The following is a 21,969-nucleotide window of genomic DNA, read 5'->3' as shown; positions in this document are numbered from 1 at the left end:
GTCACGCGAGGTACGACACGCCCGTGAGCTCGATGGACCGGTTCCAGAGCTCACGGGCGGTTCGCTCGTCTCGGGACGCCTTGTTGGAGCCGACCTTCTTCGGGTATCCGCCGAGTTCCAGGAACCCGCTCGGACCGAAGTACTCGCCGGACTGCACATCGGGCTCCGTCGCCGCGAACAGCTCCGGTAGCGACCCCATGTAGGCCGATTGCGCCACGACTCGTCCGAGCGACATGACGGCGTCCTGGATCGACTCGGTGCGGCCCTGCAGCTCGGTGTTGGAGTAACCGGGATGAGCGGCGAGGGATTTGACCGACGAGCCCGACGCCCGAAGGCGACGATCCAGCTCGTAGGCGAACAGCAGGTTGGCCAACTTCGACTGGCCGTAGGCACCCCACCGGCTGTACCGGCGACGCTCGAAGTTGAGGTCGGACAACTTCAGTCCCGGCACCTGGTGCATGAAACTCGACAGCGTGACCACGCGGTCGCCGATCTTGTCCAGAAGCAATCCGGTGAGCGCGAAGTGACCGAGATGATTCGTCCCGAACTGCATCTCGAACCCGTCGGCGGTTCTCTTCTGCGGCAACGCCATCACACCCGCGTTGTTGATGAGCACGTCCACCGAGTCGGTGTTCTCGGCGAACTCGCGCACCGACGACAGGTCCGCCAGATCGAGCCGACGCACGACGGCACGATCACCGATCTCGTCCGCGATCGGCTTCGCCTTCTCCACGGTGCGGCACGCGAGTACCACCGTCGCTCCCGCCCGGCCGAGCGCCTTGGCCGCCTCGGCTCCGAGCCCGCTGTTCGATCCGGTGACGACGAACGTCCGCCCGGTCTGATCGGCGATCTCGGCTTCGGTCCACTTCTTCGACGTCGTCGTGGCCATGCGTGTCTCCCCCTGGTGGTTGTCGCGAATGCCTCCCGACCCTACCGAGATGCCGTGTGGTTCGAGGAGGTCCTCGGCGGACCCGGGCGCCGACTAGGCTCGGTGCGTGCCCGCGCCGCTTCCCATTCGCGACGGACTGAACCCCACGCGCGTGCGTATGCCCGATCCCCCGGCCCTCGTCGGTGCTCCGGAGCAGTGGCGCACCGTGGCCGGCTATCTCGTCGACCGCTTTCCGCGCGACGCCCGCCGCCTACGCGAGAAGATCGACGCGGGCAAGGTCGTCGACGCGTCGGGCACGCCCATCGGCATGGACACCGCGCTCGTTCCGCGAGCCGACGTCTACCTGTACCGGGATCCGCCGATCGAGGCGGTCGTACCGTTCGACCTGCCGATCCTGCACCGAGACGACGCCGTCGTGGTGGTGGACAAACCGCACTTTCTCGCGACCACGCCGCGCGGCCGTTTCGTCGTGGAGACCGCGCTCACCCGAGTGCGCCGCCTCCTGGACAACGACGTCCTCTCCCCCGCCCACCGCCTCGATCGACTCACCGCCGGTGTCCTGATCTTCACCGCGCGAGCGGACGTTCGGCGCGCGTACCAGGAGATGTTCCGCGATCGGACGATGAACAAGGTCTACGAGGCGATCGCGCCGTACGACCCGGCTCTCGAGTTTCCTCGCACCGTGTCGAGCCGCATCGTCAAGGAGCGATCGTCGCTGCAGGCACTCGAGATTCCCGGCGAGCCGAACGCGGAGACCGACATCGAGATGATCGGCCGATCCGGAGACCGCGCGCTCTACCGGCTGCGTCCACGCACCGGCAAGACCCACCAGTTGCGAGTGCACCTCGCCTCCCTCGGCCTGCCGATCGAGAACGACCCCCTCTACCCGGTGGTGCGTGATGTCCCCCCGGACGATTTCTCGGCACCCCTGGGCCTGCTCTCGCGCTCGTTGTCCTTCGACGACCCCCTCACCGGCCGTCCCCGTCGATTCGACTCGACGCGACGCCTGCCCTTCTGACCGTCACCGGTCACCGTTGCTCGTGGGGATTGCTGTGGTCACAGCCGGTTTCGACGGCGGCACACCACGACCCGCCGACTCGTGACCACCTTCGGCGGTACTGTTCGACACATGAAAATCGCCACCGGCATCGTCGCCGTCGCCGCCGCCCTCTCCTTCGTCCTGACCGGCTGCAGTTCCGAAGATCAGCAGAACGCCCAGGACACGGCGCAGAACGCCGCCGATTCCCTCGGTGACGCCGCTCAGGGAGCCCTCGACTCCGCGGAGTCCGCCGCGCCGGGACTGCAGTCGACCGCTGCCGACGCGCTCGACAGCGCGGGCAACACCTTCGACGACGCGAAGCGAGCCACGTTCGTCGCGGCCTATCGGGCGCAGTTCGAAACCCTGGCCGAGGGCCGGTCCGACGAGGACATCGAGGCGCTGCTCGGCAGCACGTGCCAGCAGATCGCCGACGGCCGGGACGAGGCGGAGATCAAGACCGAGATCGAATCGCTGGCCACCAACAACGGCAACGCACCGTCGGCGGACGAGGCGAATCGCATCTTCGACCAGGCCGAACTCGCCTGCCCCTGATCGACACGTCTGCAGTCGACGTCGTGTCGGTGGCGCCGGTTAGCCTCGTCGACACCACGAGGAGAGGACCACACCATGTCCGATGGCACCACCGGCCCGTCCTGCAGGCACGGCGTCGTTCCGCCGTTCCTGTTGCAGCGCATTGCTTCTGCGCAGTCCGCACCCAGCGCCCGGCCGAGTACGGCGGCGTCGGTCGCCGCACGCACCCTCGCCATCGACGGCGAGATGCGTCGGCGGCGCGAGAGCATTCCGAGCCGCGAGTCCGGCGCTGCTCCGCGCGGCGTGTTGGCCGGCGGTCTCGATCGCACGATCGCCGATGCGCGCAACACCCAGACCCTGCCCGGGGACGTCGTCCGCACCGAGGGCCGGGATCCCGTGGGCGACGCCGCGGCCGACGAGAGCTACGACGGCCTGGGCTCGACGTACGCCCTGTTCGAGGAGGTGTACGGCTGGTCGAGCCTCGACGGTGCCGGCCTTCCCCTCGACGCCACCGTGCACTACGGCGAGCAGTACGACAACGCGTTCTGGGACGGCAGCCGCATGGTCTTCGGCGACGGCGACGGCGAGGTGTTCGCCCGGTTCACCATCTCGCTGTCCGTCATCGCCCACGAACTCGCGCACGGATTCACCCAGTACACCTCGAAACTCGAGTACAACGGCCAATCCGGCGCCCTCAACGAGTCGGTGTCCGACGTCTTCGGGGCCCTGACCGAGCAGCGAGTGCGGGGCCAGAACGCCGAGGACGCGTCCTGGTTGGTGGGCGAGGGCCTGTTCCTCCCCGCAGTGCAGGGTGAAGCACTTCGCTCGATGCTGCGCCCCGGCACCGCGTACGACGACGACGTGCTGGGAAAGGACCCCCAGCCCGCCGACATGTCGGAGTACGTGGAGACCACCGAGGACAACGGCGGCGTCCACATCAACTCGTCCATCCCCAACCGGGCGTTCGCCGAGGCCGCCGTGTCGCTGGGCGGACCGGCGTGGGAACGCGTCGGGCAGGTGTGGTTCGACACCCTGACCTCGGGAACCCTCTCGCCGACAACCGATTTCGATACGTTCGCGGCTGCCACCGTGTCCGCTACGGCCGAACGGTACGGCGTCGATTCCGACGTTCATCGGGCCGTGGTGGGAGGCTGGGCTACCGTGGGTGTCGATTCGGGTTCGGCGTCGCAGGCCGACGAGGTACAGACGAGGGTGTGACGGATGGTCATCGTGGTGGTCCGCAGCGGTGGGGTCGCGGGGATGACACGGCGAGGGATCGTCGACACCACCACGCTCGGATCGCGCGCGTCCGAGTGGCAGCAGTTGGTCGAACGCGCGCTACCTGTTCTGGACGGTCTCACCGACCGCGACTCACCGGTGCGAGACGGATTCGTCTGGCGCCTCGAAGTGGGCGAGCGGAGCTGCGAGACAGCCGATTCCGAGCTGACCGGTCCGCTCCGTGAACTCGCGGAGCGCACGCTGAAGGAGGGGCGCGTCACCCGTTGACGCCTCTGGGCCACCCGGCTCAGTTCACCAGCTGGATCAGACCCCACGTCGCCAGAACCAGCAACACCGGTAGTCCCACCAGTGTCGCGAGACCCCACGGGGAGGCCGGTGCCATGTCGGCGCCGTTCCGGGGGTCCCGGACCCGGCTGGACCGTCGACGCACGCGCATCGCCGCCGGTATCGCGATCACCACGCCGAGCACCAGCCACAGCCACCCGGTGACTCCGAAATACGTCTGCCCCAGCAGGAGGGACAGCATTCCCTGCGCGACGAACCACCCGGCCACCGCCGCACACCCGGCGGTGATCGCGGTCTGCCACCACGGATCCGGACGATGCTCGTCGGTCAGGGACGCGGCGTACGCGCGGGGTTCCCCGAACGCCGACACCGGATCCTCCCCGGTGTCGGCCACGTGGCTCTCGACCTCGGCGACGATCTCGCCGATGCGATCGCCCGGTACATCCTTCAGACGCAGGGCGAGGATCAGCGACTGCCGGTACTTCTCGATGTCGACGGGTTCGGTGCGTCCAGCGGTCATCGGGTCCTCCTCGGGTCGGCGAGCAGGCGTGCTGCCCGTTGCGTGAAGTCGTGCCACTCCGCCGAGCGGCGGCGGAGATGATCGACGCCGGCGTCGGTGACGGCGAAGAATTTGCGGCCCGGCCCGGCGACGCCCGCGCGCCAGGACGAGACGACGAAGCCGTCGGACTCGAGACGATTCAGCACCGGATACAGCGTGCCGCCCTTCACGGCACCCAACCCGGCGTCCGCGAGTCGCTGAGCCACCGCGTATCCGTACGTCTCCTCCTCGGCCACCGCGGCGAGAACCGCCATGGGCAACACCGCTCGCAGCCATTCGGTGGGAATCACGTCGTCGGCCATGACTAGAAGCTAACACCGACTAGTCAGTCTCGCAATCTAGTGCAGTTCACGGAGAGACCGTCGAGTTTCGGCCTCGCCCGTGGTGAGGCCGTGTCACGATGACGAACATGGCTGTCGATCCCCGCGGTGCCGACCTGAAGCAATTTCTCGACGACGATCCGGGTGGACCCGTCGTGATGCTGAATCTCCTTCGATTCGCGACCGGGGGTCGCGAGCTCTACGCCCAGTACGCGGCGGCGCTGCACGAGACGTTTCTGCCGAAGTACGGCGGAGAGGTTCTCTACGCGGGCGACGCGTCCACGAGCCTCGTCGCCGACGCCGGCCAGGACTGGGATGCCGTGCTGCTGGTGCGATACCCGTCGCGACAGGCATTCAGTTCCATGGTCGCCGACCCCGAGTACCGCGAAGTCACGGAGTTGCGAACTCGGGCTCTGGCCGAGGCGGTGTTGCAGGCGACCGTCCCGTGGCCGTCACCCTCCTGAGGGCATCTCGAATCCGTCCAGATCCGTGAGGGCGGAGCCGTCGCCGATCTTCTCCGCCGAGACGACGCTGAAGCTACCGTCGGTCTCGAGGACCACGGCGCCGACAGCGGCCAGACTTCCGAAACCGGACGCTCGAAGCGCCTGCCGGATCTCCGCGTCGTCGATGCGCTGCTTCGCCATCGCAGTTCCCAGCATTCGTCCACGATCGACGAGCAGAGTCGGACGGGCGGTGAGAACGGTCCGCCCCCACGGCAGACGCGCCGACACCGTCGCTGCGACGAACTGCAGACTCACCAACAGCAGCAGTGCCACCGCGCCCTCGACGTAGGACACGTCGGAGCTCAACAGAATGGTGGCCAGCGTCGAGCCGAGGGCGACGGTCACCACCAGGTCGAACGCGTTCAACTTGGCGAGGGTCCGCTTTCCGGACAGTCGCAGCACGGCGATGAGAGACAGGTACTCCGCAGTGCCCACGAGGAGCACCCGCACGACGTCGGACCAGGTATCGAACGACATCGGAATCGGATACCCGAACCGCCGATCCGGAAGCAGCCCCTCGAAACACGACGAAGCCCCATCCGCGTGCGGATGGGGCTTGGTGTGGTGGCCAGAGCCGGGATCGAACCGGCGACCTTCCGCTTTTCAGGCGGACGCTCGTACCGACTGAGCTACCTGGCCGAGACACCGCGAGCGATGCCGTACTGCGTTTGTGCTCGCATCGTCCGGTGCTCAACACACCCGAACTTCTGCGACCCTGACGGGACTCGAACCCGCGACCTCCGCCGTGACAGGGCGGCGCGCTAACCAACTGCGCCACAGGGCCATGCGTACTGCATGTCCGTGAAACATAGACCACTACATACGAACACACCTCAGCGTTGTCATCCGCTGAAGCGTACCCCCTACGGGATTCGAACCCGCGCTACCGCCTTGAAAGGGCGGCGTCCTAGGCCGCTAGACGAAGGGGGCCCGCCGGATTGCTCCGGAGTTCCCCAACGGCGTTCCGTTGGGAGCTTGGCTAGCTTATGACAATGCCGATGATTTCCCAAATCCGCTGTTCGGGACACCTTTCGGCACCTACTCGGCGCTGACGGCAACCCTCTGCGGCCAGCCGCGAACCTGCCACCGCTCGAACCACTCGGGCGTGGCCATCGCCATGAGAACGACCTCGAGGGACTCCTCGAACAACTGGCGCAGATCGGTGTCGTCCGCCGTCAGGTCTGCCATGTAGCGCTGTCCCGCGATGGAACTGATGAGAACGCGCGTGAACTTCCGCGGATCGACCTCGGGCTTCAGCAGACCCATCTCGTGGGCTTCCACGGCGAGCTTGTGGGTCGTTCGACCCCAGACCGCACCGGCGCCGTCGCGCACGGTGGGATAGAACTCGGGTTCGATGATGAGCCGGAACTCGGCCTGGACCACCACGTTCGCCTTGAACGACGCGGCCAGGTCGACGATCAGTCGATGGAGCCATTCGAGGGCGTCGAGGCCCTCTTCACGTGGGGCGTCCATGACACCGGTGTACTTTTCCACCGCCGTCTGCAGAACCGCACGCGCCAGTTCCTCCTTGGAACTGAAATGGAAGTACATCGCACCCTTCGTGGCGCGCGATCCTTCCAGAATGGTGTTCACCGACGCTGCGGTGTACCCGCGCTTGCTGAACTCGTACGCCGCGGCTTCGACTATCGCTGCCCGGGTGCGTCGAGCACGTTCTTGCTGTGCCATTGCGCTTCATGCCTCCGAAAATGAACACCCGAATGGGCTGGTTCTGTTCGCCAGACTACTCGACGAACCTGTGGTTTCCCTTGGACGAGATCGCCCGTGTGTTGCCTTCGCCGCAGAACACGCCGCCGATGGGTTCGCGTCGTGGGAGTCACGCACTCGAACCCGACTTTTCGACCATTCGATCACTTCTCGCCCAAATGGGAACCAAAACAATGGTGAATAGTCATAAGGCCGATCCGTCGAATCAGGAATGGCTGGTAGCACCGAGCCTCGGCACCCGTCGTCGGTCGCGGCCCGTTGTCCTCTACACTTCTTCTCCGCGCCCCTATAGCTCAGTTGGTAGAGCTACGGACTTTTAATCCGCAGGTCGCAGGTTCGAGCCCTGCTGGGGGCACTTCTCGTGCTCGCGCCTCGCTGCGTCGCCCGGCCCTCGCTGCGTCGCCCGGCCTTCACCGCGTCACCCGGCCCACACCGTGGCTGCGCACCCTCCAGCACTCTGCGCACCGTGCACGGTGCGCAGGTCGCTGCACGGTGCGCGACCCGGCGCCCCGCGACCGGCGACCCCGCACCCCGCACCCCCACTCCCCGCGGCGCTCATTCCGCTGCCGCGGCCCCGACGGGTGTCGACGCGACCGGTCGGCGCCGGAAGGTCGTCGCCGCCAGCACGAGCCCGACCGACACGAGCACGCCGACGTAGATCGCCGCCCCGTCCCATCCGCCGCGCGCGTAGGCCAACCCGGCACCCGCGCCCGCCACGGACGACCCCAGGTAGTACGCGAACAGGTACAGCGACGACGCCTCGGCGCGGTTGGTCACCACGACCCGGCCCACCCATCCGCTCGCGACGGAATGGGCACCGAAGAAGCCCCCGGTGAAGAGGAAGAGGCCGACGAGGATGGCCGGCAGCGAATCCGGGATCGTCGTGGCGAGCCCCAGCCCCATGACCGCGATGGACGATGCCAGTACCGCGGAACGGCCGTACCGATCCGCGGCCCTCCCGGCCACCGCCGAGGTGACGGTCCCGGCCAGATACATCACGAAGATCAGTCCGACCAGGGCTTGCGGTAGCGAGAACGGTGACGCGACCAGCCGAAATCCGATGAAGTTGTACACCGAGACGAAGCCGCCCATCAGGAGGAAACCGAGCGAGAACAGCACTCGCAGCGTCGGGTCCGACAGGTGGCCGACCAGATTCCGCAGCACCGTGCGCGGACGGATGGAACGGCGTTCGAAGTGCCGCGACGGTGGGAGCAGCTTCACGAACACGAGCGCGAACACCAGGGTCGCGATCGCCGTCACCTCGAGCGCCCATCGCCAGGTCGAGATGTCGAGCACCCCGGACGGAACGATCCGTCCGAGCAGGCCGCCGAGCGTCGTTCCCGCGACGTATCGGCCCATCGCGGCGCCGAGGTCGCTCGGCCGCACCTCCTCCGCGAGATAGGCCATGGCCACCGCCGGCACGCCCGCGAGCGCGGCACCCTGCAGCGCTCGGCCCAGCAGGAGCACCTCGATGTTCGGGCTCAGCGGCAGCAGCAGACCGATGGTGCAACACAGTGCAGCGGAGACGACCATCACCCTGGTCCGGCCGTAGCGCTCGGAGAGCACGCTCGCCGGGATGATCGCCACCGCGAGGACGCCGGTGGTGGCGGACACCGCGAGCGCGGCCACCGCCGGCGACAGCGAGAGGTCGTCGGCGAGGGCGGGCAGTACCGCCTGCGCGCTGTACATGGAGGCGAACGTGGCCAGACCCGCGGCGAACAGTGCGAGGGTGATGCGTCGATACCCTGCCGACCCCGCGGCATGCGGTGCGTTCGTGGTTCCGGGCATGAGGCACAGTGTTTCACGCAGAGTGTTTCGCACAACGAACGGTTTGGCCCGTCGCCCGAAACGGGCTGCGAGCGAAAGTCCTCGAGGGTGTTCGTCCTTGTTGCCATTTGTCACAAAAGTGCAGGCGCACCTGGTCGGGCATACTGAAAGACCGACGGCCGACCAGCACGGTCTGTCTCGGCCGTAGATATCCGTCACCGCGCCGACACCGCGAAAATGCCGGTGCAGAGTCGGCCCCGCCCCTGATCGAAGCAATTCACATCGTGGTTACGGTGCCGTAGGCTCGGTGCGGTCGTAAACGAAAACGGAGGACACGCATGGCACGGGATCTGACACAACTGGAGCTGCTCTCGGAGCTGCAGCCGGTTGCGGAGGACAATCTGAACCGGCACCTCTCCATGGCGAAGGAGTGGCACCCCCACGATTACGTTCCGTGGGACGAGGGACGCAACTTCGCGGCGCTGGGCGGCGAGGACTGGTCGCCCGAGCAGTCTCGCCTCGACGAGGTCGCCAAGGCCGCCATGATCACCAACCTCCTCACCGAGGACAACCTCCCGTCGTACCACCGCGAGATCGCGGAGAACTTCTCGCAGGACGGCGCGTGGGGAACCTGGGTCGGCCGGTGGACCGCCGAGGAGAACCGGCACGGCATCGTCATGCGCGACTACCTGGTGATCACGCGAGGCGTGGACCCGGTGGCACTCGAGCAGGCCCGCATGGAGCACATGACCAACGGTTTCTCCTCCGCCGCCGCCGGCGGGATGGACAACCTGGGCTTCCTGCACTCCGTCGCCTACGTGACGTTCCAGGAGCTGGCCACCCGCGTCAGCCACCGCAACACCGGCAGGGTGTGCAACGACCCGATCGCCGACAAGATGTTGCAGCGCATCGCGGCGGACGAGAACCTGCACATGATCTTCTACCGCAACCTGTGCGGCGCGGCCCTCGATATTTCGCCGGACCAGGCTCTGGTCGCGATCGCGGACATCGTGCAGAACTTCCAGATGCCGGGTGCCGGCATGCCGAACTTCCGTCGCAACGGCGTTCTCATGGCCAAGCACGGCATCTACGACCTCCGTCAGCACCTCGAGGACGTGGTCATGCCGGTTCTGCGCAAGTGGAACATCTTCGAGCGCACGGACTTCACCGCCGCGGGTGAGCAGACGCGCGAGGAGCTCGCTGCCTTCCTGGAGAAGCTCGAGAAGGACGTGCTCAAGTTCGAGGAGCAGCGCGACCGCATGCTCTCTCGTGAGGCCGCCAAGCGTCAGGCTCAGCAAGCTTCCTGACCGTTTCTGCGGATTGGCCGAGTCACGGCTCGGCCGGATACCCTCGATGTGCCCGGTAACCGGATCCTCGGCTGCCGGGCACATCGCTTTGTGCCCTGTTCCCTACTCCCCTGGTGCGTGAGAAAAGATGACCTTGCAGATCGGATCGATGACGCTGCGAAGTCCCGTCGTTCTCGCACCCATGGCCGGCGTCACCAACGTCGCGTTCCGCACGCTGTGCCGGGAGATCGAACAGTCCCTCACCGGCAGCACCTCCGGCCTCTACGTCTGCGAGATGGTCACCGCGCGTGCTCTGGTGGAACGCCAGCCCGCCACGCTTCACATGACGACCTTCGGTCCCGACGAATCGCCACGCTCGCTGCAGCTCTACACGGTCGATCCCCAGACCACCTACGACGCGGCGAAGATGATCGTGGACGAGAATCTCGCCGATCACATCGACATGAACTTCGGCTGCCCCGTTCCCAAGGTCACCCGGAAGGGCGGCGGGGCGGCACTGCCCTACAAGCGGTCGCTGTTCGGACGGATCGTCGCCGCGGCCGTGAAGGCCACCGAGGGCACCGACGTGCCGGTCACCGTGAAGTTCCGCATCGGAATCGACGACGAACACCACACTCATCTCGACGCCGGACGGATCGCCGCGGGTGAGGGAGTTGCGGCCGTCGCCCTGCATGCGCGGACCGCGGCCCAGCGCTACTCGGGCACCGCCGACTGGTCCGAGATCGCCCGGCTCAAGGACCACGTCCGCGACGTTCCCGTTCTCGGCAACGGTGACATCTTCGACGCCTCCGATGCGGCGCGCATGATGAACGAAACCGGATGCGACGGCGTCGTCGTGGGTCGCGGTTGTCTCGGCCGGCCGTGGCTGTTCGCAGAGCTCTCGGCGGCTCTCAACGGTCGGCCGCTTCCCACTCCCCCCACCCTCGGCGGCGTGGCCGAGATCATGCGCCGGCACGCCGAACTGCTGGCCGACCACCACGGCGAAACCCGGGGATTGCGCGAACTCCGTAAACACGTCGCGTGGTACCTGCGCGGCTTCCCCGCGGGCTCCGACCTGCGCGTTCGCATGGCCACCGTGTCCACCCTCGCCGAGCTCGACGACCTGGTGGGTCGGCTGGATCCCACCGTTCCGTTCCCCGCCGACGCCGAGGGACCACGAGGCCGCCAGGGCTCGCCCGGCACCGTGTCCCTCCCCGACGGATGGCTCGACGATCCGGAGGACGTCGCGGTCCCCGTCGGCGCCGATCTCATGCACTCCGGCGGATGATCAGTATCATGGCGTCGATCGTTCGAACGGCGGTCGCGCGCCGAGGGAAAGACGGATCGACGAGTGGGTGACGACAAGGACACGGGTTCACCCACGCCCGGTCGCCGCGCCCCGTGGGAACGGCCCATCTCACGGGTGACACGTCCCGACGCCCCGGATTCGGCGTGGCAGACCCCGTCGTCGGACCCCCCGGCCGACGAGTCCACTGCCCGAGACACTCCCGCGGGTGAGCCCTCGAACGACGCGTCGGATGCGGAAGATTCGTCGTCGAATCCGGTTCCGGAACCGTCGGCAGACGCGTCCCGACGCGCCGCGGGCGGTTCCGTCGGCCGCCGGTTGTCGGTGGCCGAGTTGCTCGACAAGGTCTCGCGAATGTCGCACGGCGGCTCTCCCAACCGGCCGGAGACCCCATCGCAGCCCCCGACGCCGAACACCGAAGAACCGAGCACCGAAGAGCCGTCCCCCCGTGACTCCGACTCACGCGAAGTCGACGCCGCACACGATGTTCACGAGGACGACGCCCCGACCGTCGTCCTTCCCTCTGCCACGACCCCCGCAGGCCAGGGCCCGCCGACACCGTCCGCGCCCGGCCCGTCGTCGACACCTCCCCCCTCGATACCTCCCCACTCGACGCCTCCCCCGTCTGCTCGTCGACCCGAGCCCGAAGCCGTCGGCCCGCTGCCACCACCGGCACTCACCCGCCTTGCGTTGAACAAGGCGCGCAAGCGCAAGCGCCTCCGCATCGCCGGACGCACTGCGGTGTCGATGGTCGCGGTCCTGTCGTTGATGCTCACCGGCGTTGTATGGGGTTACCTGCACACCACCGATCGAGGGTTCGCTCAGGTCTCCGCACTGGACACCGAATCCTCCGACGTCGTCGACGCACCCGGTCAGTTCGGTGACGAGACGTACTTGATCGTCGGCACGGACACCAGGGCCGGAGCGAGCGGCGAGATCGGGGCCGGCACCGTCGAGGACGCGGCCGGCGCCCGCTCGGACACCATCATGCTCATCAACATCCCCGCCGATCGCAGTCGCGTCGTCGGCGTCTCCTTTCCCCGTGACCTCGACGTCGAGCGCCCGGTGTGTGAGGGCTGGGACAGCACCACCGGTGACTACGACGGCGAGATCTACCCGGCGGTCGAGGGTGACAAGCTCAACGCCACCTACGCGCTCGGCGGTCCGCGGTGCCTCGTGAAGACCATCCAACGGATTTCCGGCCTGCGCATCAGTCACTTCGTGGGAATCGATTTCGCCGGTTTCGAGACCATGGTGGACGAGGTCGGCGGCGTCGAGGTGTGCACGTCCGTGCCCCTGGAGGACGCGGAGCTCGGGACCATTCTTCCCACGACGGGGGAACAGACCGTCGACGGTCGGACCGCGCTGAACTACGTGCGGGCTCGCAACGTCGCGTCCGAGGGGAACGGCGACTACGGCCGGATCACTCGGCAGCAGCGTTTTCTGTCCTCGCTCCTGCGCTCGGTGCTCAGCAACCGGGTGCTCTTCGATCCGGGCGCGTTGAACGGCTTCGTCAACGCCTTCACGGCCAACACGTTCGTCGAGAACGTCAAGACCGCAGACCTGCTGACGTTGGGCCAGTCGTTGCGCAACGTCGAGGCCGGACGAGTCACGTTCCTCACGACGCCGACGGACGGCACCAACTACTACGGCAACGAGATTCCGCGGACGGACGACATCGACGCCATCTTCCGGGCCATCATCGACGACCTTCCCCTGCCGGGCGAGGAGCGCGGCGACGAACCGGCCGCACCTCCCGTCGCCCCGACGGAACCGTCGACGGCCGTCGATCCCTCGCTGGTCTCGGTGCAGGTCTCCAACGGGTCCGACATCAGCGGGCTCGCCATGACCACGGCCAACGAGCTCGCGAACTGGGGCTTCCAGGTTGTCGGGACCGGAAACGCGGAGTCCCCCGGCCTCGCACAGACCGTCGTTCGGTACGCACCCGGCTTCATCGACGAGGCGTCCACCCTCGCGAGCACACTCGACGGCGCGGTCCTCGAGGAGACGGTCTCCCTCGGAAGCGTCGTCGAGGTGGTCCTGGGAACCGAGTTCCCCGGATTCGTGAACGCTCCCACCCCGGTCGGCGAACTGCTGCCGACGTTCGACACCGGCCTGTCGGGTGCCCCCACGGACGTCGCACTACCGACGGATCTCGCCGTCACGAACGCCGCCGACGACACCTGCCTCTGAATCGCTTCCTCGCATTCACCGGGCGTTCACCGCCTGCCTCCCCACTGCCCATCTACAGCCGAGTAAAATCGCCTCATGCGCGTGGCATACAACGAACAGATGACCGAGCTCGCCGATGTCCTCGGCGAGATGGCCGCTTTGGCCGGAAGCGCGATGGAACGCGCCACGCAGTCTCTGCTGCAGGCCGATCTCCGAATCGCCGAGGAAGTGATCGGTGAGCACGACAAGATCTCCGAGCTGAGCACGCAGGCCGAGGAGCGCTCGTTCGCCCTTCTCGCTCTCCAGGCGCCCGTCGCCGGTGACCTTCGTTCGGTGGTGTCCGGCATCCAGATCGTCGCCGACATCGAGCGCATGGGGGCACTCGCTCTGCACGTGGCGAAGATCGCTCGCCGGCGTCACCCCCAGCACGCACTTCCGGAAGAGGTGAACGGCTACTTCGCCGAGATGGGCCGCATCGCCGTCGCTCTCGGTGCCTCGGCACGCGAGGTCCTCGAGACGCGTGACCCCGAGCGCGCGGCCAAGCTGCGCGAAGAAGACGAGGCCATGGACGATCTGCATCGTCACCTCTTCACCGTCCTGATGGACAAGGAGTGGAAGCACGGCGTCGCGGCGGCCGTCGACGTGACGCTGCTGGGTCGTTTCTACGAGCGCTTCGCCGACCACGCCGTCGAGGTCGGTCGTCGCGTGATCTTCCTCGTGACCGGCAGCCTGCCCAACGACATGGAACCGGCAGCGATCGCCGCTGTCGACAAGTAACTTTCTCCACCCCGAGTGAGGGGCACCCTCGATCCGTCCCACGGGTCAGGGGTGCCCCTCATTCGTGTGTGAACGGCAACGCGCCCACGCACCCACCACGAGTGAGGGCACCCTCGGTCCGTCTCGCGAACCGAGGGTGCCCCTCACTCGTACTGTCGTGCGGTCCCACCCGCACCGCGCTCTATCCGAAGCGACCCGAGATGTAGTCCTCGGTGGCCTTCTCGGACGGGTTGGAGAAGATCTTCTCCGTGTCGTCGATCTCGATGAGGTTGCCGGGCTTGCCGGTGGCCTCGAGGTTGAAGAAGCCGGTCTGATCGCTCACGCGGGCGGCCTGCTGCATGTTGTGCGTGACGATGACGATGGTGAAGTCCTTCTTCAGCTCACCGATCAGGTCCTCGATCGCCAGCGTCGAGATGGGGTCGAGAGCCGAGCAGGGCTCGTCCATCAACAACACGTCGGGCTGCACGGCGATGGCGCGAGCGATGCACAGACGCTGCTGCTGCCCACCCGAGAGGCCGCCACCGGGCTTGTCGAGCCGATCCTTGACCTCGGTCCACAGGTTCGCGCCCTTGAGCGACTCTTCGGCGACCTGGTCCAGTTCTTTCTTGCTCCGCCCGCCCTGCAACTTCAGGCCGGCGACGACGTTGTCGCGAATCGACATCGTGGGGAACGGGTTCGGGCGCTGGAACACCATTCCGATGGTGCGACGCACGCCCACCGGGTCCACGCCGGAACCGTAGATGTCCTCGCCGTCGAGCATGACCGATCCTTCGACGTACGCACCGGGGATGACCTCGTGCATGCGGTTCAGCGACCGGAGCACGGTGGACTTACCGCAACCCGAGGGGCCGATGAAGGCGGTGACGCTGCGCGGCGGAACCGCCAGGGTCACGTTCGCCACGGCGTGGAACTTGCCGTAATAGATGTTGACGTCTTTGAGGTCGAGTCGTTTTGCCATGTCGGCTCCTGTCAGAAATTCTTGGGCGCGAACAAGCGCGAGACGAGCTTCGCGCCGATGTTGAGGACCGCGACGATGATGATGAGCGTCATCGCGGCGCCCCAGAGCCGTTCGGCGGTCAGCGGGGCCGTGCCGGCCTTCTGCAGTTCCACCATCATCAGCGGCAGCGAGGTCTGCGGTCCGCCGAACAGGTCGAAGTTGATGGAGGCCGAGGCGCCCACCAGGATCAGCACGGGTGCCGTTTCACCCATGACTCTCGCCAATCCGAGCATGATTCCGGTGACGATTCCCGACAGCGCCGTGGGGATGACGATCTTGGCGATGGTCTTCCACTTGGGCACACCGAGTGCGTACGACGCTTCGCGCAGGTCCTGCGGCACGATGCGCAGCATCTCCTCCGACGATCGGATGATGACGGGGACCATGAGCAGCACCAGCGCCAGCGCCACCGCGAAACCGGAACGATCGAAGCCGAAGGTCACGATCCACAGCGCGTAGATGAAGAGTGCCGCAACGATGGACGGAACACCGGTGAGGATGTCGACCATGAAGGTGGTCAGCTTGGCGAAGCGCGTGCCCTGGCCGTACTCGACGAGGTAGATCGCCACGAACACACCGATGGGAATGGAGATGACCGCGCAGACGAGGCCTTGCATCAACGTGCCCACGATGGCGTGGTAGGCACCGCCGCCTTCGATGAACTGCGTGATGCCGGACTGCGAGAACGTCCACCACTCGGGTGCGACGACAGCCGACAGGCCACGCGCGACGACGGTGTAGAGGACCCAGACCAGCGGAACCAGCGCGATGAGCACGGCCAGCGACACCAGTACGGTGGCCGCCGTGTCACTCGCCTTGCGGCGTGAACTGACTCCCCTGAAGGTGGGTTCCTTGACGGGACGGTCGGTGGTTGTCGTCATGCTCAGACCTTCTTTCCGGCGATCGCAGCGCGGGCGCCGGCGTTGACGACGAACGTCAGGACGAACAGCACCAGACCCGCGGCGATGTAGGCTCCGGCCTGTAGTTGGTCGTTGAATTCTGCTGCAGCCAAGGCGATCTGGGTCGCGAAGGTCGAGCCGCCGTCGAACAGCGTCCAGCCGAAGGACTCGACCGTGCTGCGGATGATGATGTAGAGCGCGATGGTCTCACCGAGGGCACGACCGAGTCCGAGCATCGACCCGCTCACGAACCCCGACTTGCCGAACGGGATGACCGTCGTGCGGACCACTTCCCAGCGGGTCGCCCCGAGAGCGAGAGCGGCCTCGATCTGCCCGCGCGGCGTCTGGACGAAAACCTCGCGGGTGACCGCGGCGATGATCGGCAGAATCATGACGGCGAGGACGATGCCACCGGTGAAGATGGTGCCGCCGCCCGCGATGGACACGGAGCCGGTGGCGAAGAGGGGGATCCACGCGAGGTTGGTGTTGAGCCAGTCGGCCAGCGGCGCGATGGCCGGGGCCAGGACGTAGAGGCCCCACAGGCCGTAGACGATCGACGGCACCGCGGCCAGCAGGTCGATGACCGAGCCCAGCGGGCCCGCGATGCGGCGCGGCGCGTAGTTCGTGAGGTAGATCGCAATGCCCAGAGCAACCGGCATGGCCAGGATCAGAGCGAACAGTGACACCGCGATGGTCACCCAGAACAGGTTGGCGACACCGAACACCATGGCCGACGTGTCGGTGGTGTTCCAGACGCCGTTGTAGGTGAAGAAATTGACCGTGTTGTTCTGCAGAGCCGGAACGGCTCGCCATACGAGGAAAGCGCCGATCGCGCCGATCAGGACGACGATCAGAACACCCGAGCCGGTGGCCAGACCCGAGAAGATGCGGTCGCCCGGCCGGACTACCGTTCCGCGCGCCTCGTGAGGGGAATCGTTCTGGGGGGATCCTGAAGATTTCATAGCCGAGGACACACTGGGCACAGTAGCCGGAGTGGTCAGGTCGGGCACAGGTCTGGTGGTCATACGCTCACTGTCGTTTCCCTCGGTGGACGTCCACGCCCCCGGCCGGCTGTGGCCGACCGGGAGACGTTTCGGATGTCAGGTCAGGCGATCGCTTCGATCGCTTCCTGCAGGCGCGCGTTGAAGTTCTCCGGAAGCGGGACGTACCCGGCTTCTTCCAGACCCTGCTGACCCTCGTTCGAGGCGGAGGTCAGGAAGGACTTGACCGCTGCCGAGGTCTCGGCGTCGTAGCCGGCCGAGCAGACGATCTCGTAGGTGGCGAGCACCAACGGGTAGGTCTCCGGCTCGCTGCTTCCGAAGAGGGCAGCGATGTCGATGACCAGGTTGTTGTTGTCGTCACCGTTGGCGAATTCCACCGTGTCGATGGCCGCCGCGGCGGTCTCGACGTTCATCTCGACCGGGCCGCTGCCGAAGTCGATGGAGGCTGCCTGCAGGCCCTCCTGCGTGACGAATCCACCCTCGACGTACGTGACGCCGCCGGGGGTCGAGCCGACCGCCTGCGCGACGCCCGAGGAGCTGTTGGCGCCTTCGCCCGCGGTGCCGTTCCAGTCGGAGCCTGCGCCGAGCGTCCACACGTCGGGTGCGGCGTCGGTCAGGAACTCCTGGAAGTTGTCGGTGGTGCCCGACGAGTCGGACCGGTAGATCGGCACGACCGGGGTGGCCGGGAGCTCGACGCCCTCGTTCAGGGCGGCGATGGCGGGATCGTTCCAGGTGGTGATCTCGCCGAGGAACATCTGGGCCACGACATCGGGGGTCAGCACGACGTTGTCGGCACCCTCGAGGTTGTAGGCGACGGCGACGGGGCCGAAGACGAGGGGCAGGTTCCACGCCTCGTTGCCACCGCAGCGGGTGGCGGCCTCGGCGGCCTGCTCGTCTTCGATGGCCGAGTCGGATCCGGCGAAGTCGACGATGTTGCTGACGAACTGGGTACGTCCGGTTCCCGAGCCGCTCGAGGTGTACTCGACGGCCTGGCCGGAGCACACGCTCGCGTACACCGAGGTGAAGTTCGCCATCGCGTTCTGCTGCGCCGACGATCCCTCACCGGTCAGCGGCGTCTTGCCTTCGCAGGTAGCGGTGGACTCGCTGGCCGCTCCGGCTCCCTCCACGTTCGCGTCGCTGCCGCAGGCGGCCAACGACATCGCGCCGGCCGCCAGTACGCCCACTAGGGCAATGCTGCGCTTCACCTGTCTCCTCCGAAAGATTGTCGGCCCGGATTCCGACCGCAGGGTCGGGGGGCACGAGAGATGCGGCTTCGCATCGAGCCGCAACGGGCAACGTCCGCTGCCCGTCAGGAAACATAAGCGGCCGTGGTGGACGGATGACTCCGCCAGGTTGAACGGAAGGTGAACAGACGGACGGAATGCCCGAATTCGCGGGCGGATCGGGGCGGTCGTGTTCGGGAGCCCGGCGGAGCCCCCCGGTCGGTGCGCCCGGTCAGGACCGTCGGGCGTAGACGGCGTCGACGTGGTAGTTCGTGAAACCCAGTCGGTCGTACGTATGCACGGCGGCCTCGTTGTCCGACTCGACGTAGAGCATCACCGCGGGCAGGCCGAGTTCGGCGAGATGGCGAAGTCCGGCCAGAGTCAGGATGCGACCGAGCCCACGCCCCTGCGCGAACGGATCGATTCCCACCACGTAGACCTCACCGATGGCCGGCTCGGCGTCGGCTGCGTGCACCTTGGTCCAGTGGAAACCGAGCACCGTCTCCGGATCGTCGGCGGAGGTCGCCACGAACAACCCCTCCGGGTCGAACCAGGATTCCGCACGGCGAGCGTCGATCTCCGACTGCGTCCAGCCGCCCTGCTCCGGGTGCCAGACGAAGGCCGCGTTGTTGACTCGCAGCAATTCGGCGTCGTCGCTCTCCCGGTAGGTACGCACCACGATGTCGTCGGGAATCACCAACGCGGGCAACGGTTCCGCAGTCGGTCGGCGCATCTGGAGCAACCGCCGAACCACGACGAGATCGAGCGCGGTCGCGACGTGTTCGGCCGCCGGCAGCTGTCCGTGCGCCCAGATGCCGGCGATCGGCGGCGCGAGAGCGCGGTCAACGAGGGCGGTTCCGACGCCGCGTCCGCGGTGATCGGGGTCGACGACGGCCTCGGCCATCGGTCCACCGTCCGCGGAATCGTCACCGGAATCCTCGTCGTGCGAGCCTCGCTCGACCGTGGCGTACCCCACGACCGTGCCGCCGAGCAGCGCGAGCACATGGGCGTCGTCCTCGGTGGCACGGATCGCCCGTACTGCCTGCTCGGACAGGGGGGCGGTGCCGTCGGCGACGGTCGCCCGCTCGATCATCGCCGAGACGGCGTCGATCTCGTCCGGAGTCGGTCGTCGCGCGGCGAACTCGAGGCGGTCGGGTGTGGTCGGCACGTCAGAAGACCGGGCCGCTCAGGGGGGCGAAGGCGTTGCCGTTGGACACCGATCGCCCCGGACCGGGACCCGCATCGACCGAGGGGCCGGACTCGACGGAGGGGCCGCGGTCGATGGCGATGCCGCCGTCGACACCCGTCGCGGCGCCACCGTCACCCGAACCGCCGTCACCCGATCCGTCGTCGGATCCGGGCCTGGTCGCACCTCGACTGGGACGAACCGCCTTGTAACCCACGTTGCGGACCGTGCCGATCAGCGATTCGTATTCGCTGCCGAGCTTCGCCCGGAGCCGACGCACGTGGACGTCGACGGTGCGGGTGCCGCCGAAGAAGTCGTAGCCCCACACCTCCTGAAGGAGCTGGGCGCGGGTGAAAACTCGGCCCGCATGCTGGGCCAGATACTTGAGGAGTTCGAACTCCTTGTAGGTGAGGTCGAGCGGACGGCCGCGAAGTCGCGCGGTGTACGTCCCCTCGTCGATCACCAGTTCACCCAGAGTGATCTTTCCCGACGCCTCGGGGCTGGCCACTCCGCCGTGGCGGCCGACCAGCAGGCGCAGCCGCGCATCGAGTTCGGCCGGACCGGTGGTGGGCAGAAGGATGTCGTCGAGACCCCACTCGGCGTTGACCGCGACCAGTCCGCCCTCGGTCAGGACCGCGACGACAGGGATGGCCGACCCGGCGCTGCCGAGCAGTCGGCACAGCCCGCGGGCGGCGGCCAGATCCGTGCGCGCGTCCACGAGAGCGATGTCGGCACTCCCGGCTTCCAGCAACGAGGAGACCTCGGTGGGCGCGGGGCGCACGGTGTGCGCCAGCAGTGTCAGAGAAGGAAGGACCGCATCGGGATCCGGGTCGGAGGTCAGAAGCAGCAGTTCCATCGTTGCCCCATCTCCTCGTCGACCGTCGAGCGCCATCGCATCGGAAGACAGACTAGCGCGTTGTGGCCGGGTACCGTTTCTACCGACTCACCGAACGGCTCGAGAGGACACGTGTGCGAAAACTGATCGCCGGACTGGTCATCGTCCTCGTGGGGGCACTGGCGATCGATTTCGGTACCGCGGCGTACGCCGAATACCGGGTCTCGCGGGCGCTGCGCGACGGCGGCGATCTCACGTCCGACCCCGAGGTGACGATCTTCGGCTTCCCGTTCCTCACCCAGCTGGCGAACGGCCGGTACGGGCGCGTGGAGATCCGGGCCCAGAACGTCCCCACCGATTACGTCGACCAGGTGACCATCGAGGCCGTACTTCGCGGAGTCGACATTCCCACCGGCGACCTTCTGGACGGTTCGGTCGGCACGGTTCCGGTGGACGAGCTCGAGGGTCGCGTCCGCATCGACGCCACCGATCTCGGTCGCTTGTTGAACGTTCCCGACCTTGAGGTTTCCGCTCCCCCGGCCGATCCTTCGGACGGCACGGGCGGATCCGGTGGGTCCGGGCCGGTCACCGCCGGTTCGGTCGTGCTGACGGGCACCGTCTCCCTGGGGCCCCTCGACACCGAGGTCAGCGTGACGGCCGACCTCGTCCTCGAGGGGACGGCGGTGTCCATCATCGCGTCGGACCTGTACTTCGGTCCCGAGGGTGCGGCCGATTTCACCGTTCCGGAACTGCTGAAGCCGACCGTTCTCGGTCTGTTCACGAGGCGCATCGACAGTCAGGAACTGCCCTTCGGCATCACCCCGACGACGGTGTACGCGGAGGGCGGTCAGATCGTCATCGAGGGCACCGCGACCGACCTCGCCGTCGAGCTCGACACGATGCGCACACCGTGACCGGTCTCACGGTTCTGGCCGTCGTCCTGGTCCTGGCCCTGGTGGTCGGCCTCGTGCTGCGGCGACGCGAAGGCGCCGTCCGCGCGTCGTCGACCGCAGCGGTGTCCGCCACCCGGCAGGCATCCCTGCGAACCGCCGGCATCGAACCGACCCCGGCCGCGATCACGGTTCTGCACTTCTCGGCCACCTGGTGCGGTCCGTGCGCGGCGGTCCGCCGCATCGTCGGTACGGTCGCCACCGATCTCGCCGCGGACGGGCTCGACGTCCGCGACGTCGAGGTCGACATGGACGACAATCCCGCGCTGGCCCGCGAGATGGGCGTCATGTCGCTCCCGACCACATTCGTGCTCGACGCCTCCTTGGTCGAACGCTCACGGGCGTCGGGAGTGCCCACTGCGCGCGACCTGGGCGGCGCGATCCGCGCGGCCGCCGAGCGTTCGGCGTAACCGAGGACACACCCGACGCGACGCGAACCGCCCGGGACTGGGTACGATGTCCTCGTGACCGACAGCCAGG

General features: G+C 67.3%; 23 protein-coding genes and 4 tRNA genes. 12 read left to right on the top strand and 15 right to left on the bottom strand.

The window, feature by feature from the left end; translation table 11 throughout:
* Nucleotide 1 precedes the first annotated feature (1 nt).
* A complete protein-coding gene (locus tag ACY466_RS06110; protein ID WP_463250686.1) occupies nt 2-889 on the bottom strand; it encodes an oxidoreductase in 888 nt (295 codons plus the stop codon).
* A 157-nt stretch (nt 890-1,046) separates the two neighbouring features.
* Between ACY466_RS06110 and ACY466_RS06105 the strand changes: the two genes are divergently transcribed.
* From ACY466_RS06105 to ACY466_RS06090, 4 genes are all read left to right on the top strand, one after another.
* Entirely contained in the window at nt 1,047-1,907 is an 861-nt protein-coding gene (locus ACY466_RS06105; protein WP_463252152.1) for a pseudouridine synthase, read from the top strand.
* A 111-nt stretch (nt 1,908-2,018) separates the two neighbouring features.
* Complete coding sequence (locus tag ACY466_RS06100) at nt 2,019-2,480, top strand: hypothetical protein (RefSeq protein WP_463250684.1); 462 nt, start codon at nt 2,019-2,021, stop codon at nt 2,478-2,480.
* 75 nt (nt 2,481-2,555) lie between these two features.
* On the top strand, nt 2,556-3,677 hold the full coding sequence (locus ACY466_RS06095; RefSeq protein ID WP_463250682.1) for a M4 family metallopeptidase: 1,122 nt from the start codon (nt 2,556-2,558) through the stop codon (nt 3,675-3,677).
* Between the two features lie 3 nt (nt 3,678-3,680).
* Nucleotides 3,681-3,965 (top strand): protealysin inhibitor emfourin, encoded by a 285-nt coding sequence (locus ACY466_RS06090; protein WP_463250680.1) that lies wholly within the window; start codon nt 3,681-3,683, stop codon nt 3,963-3,965.
* A gap of 19 nt (nt 3,966-3,984) precedes the next feature.
* On the opposite strand, the gene ACY466_RS06085 is transcribed toward ACY466_RS06090, so the two are convergent.
* Together ACY466_RS06085 and ACY466_RS06080 are read right to left on the bottom strand one after the other, a co-directional pair.
* Nucleotides 3,985-4,503, bottom strand: coding sequence for an HAAS signaling domain-containing protein (locus ACY466_RS06085; protein ID WP_463250679.1), 519 nt, complete (start codon nt 4,501-4,503; stop codon nt 3,985-3,987).
* Nucleotides 4,500-4,844, bottom strand: a complete 345-nt coding sequence (locus tag ACY466_RS06080) for a PadR family transcriptional regulator (protein ID WP_463250677.1) — start codon at nt 4,842-4,844, stop codon at nt 4,500-4,502. The genes ACY466_RS06085 and ACY466_RS06080 overlap by 4 nt, the downstream gene beginning before the upstream one ends.
* 107 nt (nt 4,845-4,951) lie before the next feature.
* Here ACY466_RS06080 and ACY466_RS06075 point away from each other — a divergent pair, with 107 nt between their 5' ends.
* Nucleotides 4,952-5,326 (top strand): DUF1330 domain-containing protein, encoded by a 375-nt coding sequence (locus ACY466_RS06075; RefSeq protein ID WP_463250675.1) that lies wholly within the window; start codon nt 4,952-4,954, stop codon nt 5,324-5,326.
* Here the strand turns inward: ACY466_RS06075 and ACY466_RS06070 are convergent.
* From ACY466_RS06070 to ACY466_RS06050, 5 genes are all read right to left on the bottom strand, one after another.
* A complete protein-coding gene (locus ACY466_RS06070; protein WP_463250673.1) occupies nt 5,315-5,842 on the bottom strand; it encodes a DUF421 domain-containing protein in 528 nt (175 codons plus the stop codon). The two genes, ACY466_RS06075 and ACY466_RS06070, sit on opposite strands and share 12 nt — an antisense overlap.
* Before the next feature lie 85 nt (nt 5,843-5,927).
* Nucleotides 5,928-6,004, bottom strand: a tRNA-Phe gene (locus ACY466_RS06065).
* Nucleotides 6,005-6,075: 71 nt separating this feature from the next.
* A tRNA-Asp gene (locus tag ACY466_RS06060) sits at nt 6,076-6,149 on the bottom strand.
* Between the two features lie 73 nt (nt 6,150-6,222).
* Nucleotides 6,223-6,295: transfer RNA gene (locus ACY466_RS06055), tRNA-Glu, on the bottom strand.
* A gap of 108 nt (nt 6,296-6,403) precedes the next feature.
* Nucleotides 6,404-7,051 carry a ScbR family autoregulator-binding transcription factor gene (locus ACY466_RS06050; RefSeq protein WP_463250670.1) on the bottom strand — a complete coding sequence of 216 codons (648 nt, stop codon included), beginning with the start codon at nt 7,049-7,051 and terminating at the stop codon, nt 6,404-6,406.
* 321 nt (nt 7,052-7,372) lie between these two features.
* On the opposite strand from ACY466_RS06050, the gene ACY466_RS06045 reads away from it, so the two are divergent.
* Nucleotides 7,373-7,445, top strand: a tRNA-Lys gene (locus ACY466_RS06045).
* Nucleotides 7,446-7,645: 200 nt separating this feature from the next.
* On the opposite strand, the gene ACY466_RS06040 is transcribed toward ACY466_RS06045, so the two are convergent.
* A complete protein-coding gene (locus ACY466_RS06040; protein ID WP_463250667.1) occupies nt 7,646-8,878 on the bottom strand; it encodes an MFS transporter in 1,233 nt (410 codons plus the stop codon).
* Nucleotides 8,879-9,195: 317 nt separating this feature from the next.
* On the opposite strand from ACY466_RS06040, the gene ACY466_RS06035 reads away from it, so the two are divergent.
* The 4 genes from ACY466_RS06035 to phoU all read left to right on the top strand — a co-directional run bounded on the left by ACY466_RS06035 (nt 9,196) and on the right by phoU (nt 14,398).
* A complete protein-coding gene (locus ACY466_RS06035; RefSeq protein WP_463250666.1) occupies nt 9,196-10,164 on the top strand; it encodes an acyl-ACP desaturase in 969 nt (322 codons plus the stop codon).
* 127 nt (nt 10,165-10,291) lie between these two features.
* Nucleotides 10,292-11,431, top strand: coding sequence for a tRNA dihydrouridine synthase DusB (gene dusB, locus ACY466_RS06030; RefSeq protein WP_463250664.1), 1,140 nt, complete (start codon nt 10,292-10,294; stop codon nt 11,429-11,431).
* Between the two features lie 372 nt (nt 11,432-11,803).
* Complete coding sequence (locus ACY466_RS06025) at nt 11,804-13,642, top strand: LCP family protein (protein WP_463252151.1); 1,839 nt, start codon at nt 11,804-11,806, stop codon at nt 13,640-13,642.
* 75 nt (nt 13,643-13,717) lie between these two features.
* Nucleotides 13,718-14,398: a phosphate signaling complex protein PhoU gene (phoU, locus tag ACY466_RS06020; RefSeq protein ID WP_463250662.1), complete on the top strand. Its 681-nt coding sequence runs from the start codon at nt 13,718-13,720 to the stop codon at nt 14,396-14,398.
* 181 nt (nt 14,399-14,579) lie between these two features.
* Here phoU and pstB read toward each other — a convergent pair whose 3' ends face one another.
* From pstB to ACY466_RS05990, 6 genes are all read right to left on the bottom strand, one after another.
* Entirely contained in the window at nt 14,580-15,356 is a 777-nt protein-coding gene (gene pstB, locus ACY466_RS06015; protein WP_463250660.1) for a phosphate ABC transporter ATP-binding protein PstB, read from the bottom strand.
* Between the two features lie 11 nt (nt 15,357-15,367).
* Nucleotides 15,368-16,276: a phosphate ABC transporter permease PstA gene (gene pstA, locus ACY466_RS06010; RefSeq protein WP_463250658.1), complete on the bottom strand. Its 909-nt coding sequence runs from the start codon at nt 16,274-16,276 to the stop codon at nt 15,368-15,370.
* A 2-nt stretch (nt 16,277-16,278) separates the two neighbouring features.
* Nucleotides 16,279-17,256 (bottom strand): phosphate ABC transporter permease subunit PstC, encoded by a 978-nt coding sequence (gene pstC / locus ACY466_RS06005; RefSeq protein ID WP_463252150.1) that lies wholly within the window; start codon nt 17,254-17,256, stop codon nt 16,279-16,281.
* 143 nt (nt 17,257-17,399) lie between these two features.
* Nucleotides 17,400-18,455: a phosphate ABC transporter substrate-binding protein PstS gene (gene pstS, locus ACY466_RS06000; protein ID WP_463252149.1), complete on the bottom strand. Its 1,056-nt coding sequence runs from the start codon at nt 18,453-18,455 to the stop codon at nt 17,400-17,402.
* A 295-nt stretch (nt 18,456-18,750) separates the two neighbouring features.
* A complete protein-coding gene (gene mshD, locus ACY466_RS05995) occupies nt 18,751-19,686 on the bottom strand; it encodes a mycothiol synthase (RefSeq protein ID WP_463250656.1) in 936 nt (311 codons plus the stop codon).
* 1 nt (nt 19,687) lies between these two features.
* On the bottom strand, nt 19,688-20,560 hold the full coding sequence (locus tag ACY466_RS05990) for a winged helix-turn-helix transcriptional regulator (protein WP_463250654.1): 873 nt from the start codon (nt 20,558-20,560) through the stop codon (nt 19,688-19,690).
* 113 nt (nt 20,561-20,673) lie between these two features.
* On the opposite strand from ACY466_RS05990, the gene ACY466_RS05985 reads away from it, so the two are divergent.
* Both ACY466_RS05985 and ACY466_RS05980 read left to right on the top strand, forming a co-directional pair.
* Complete coding sequence (locus ACY466_RS05985; protein ID WP_463250652.1) at nt 20,674-21,453, top strand: LmeA family phospholipid-binding protein; 780 nt, start codon at nt 20,674-20,676, stop codon at nt 21,451-21,453.
* Nucleotides 21,450-21,899 (top strand): thioredoxin family protein, encoded by a 450-nt coding sequence (locus ACY466_RS05980; RefSeq protein ID WP_463250650.1) that lies wholly within the window; start codon nt 21,450-21,452, stop codon nt 21,897-21,899. Before ACY466_RS05985 ends, ACY466_RS05980 begins: the two co-directional genes overlap by 4 nt.
* The last annotated feature ends 70 nt before the right edge of the window (nt 21,900-21,969 follow it).

It is taken from the genome of Rhodococcus sp. K11/5, from assembly GCF_055193735.1.
The sequence above is the reverse complement of the archived record's forward strand: the minus strand, read 5'-3'. Positions and strand labels throughout refer to the sequence as shown.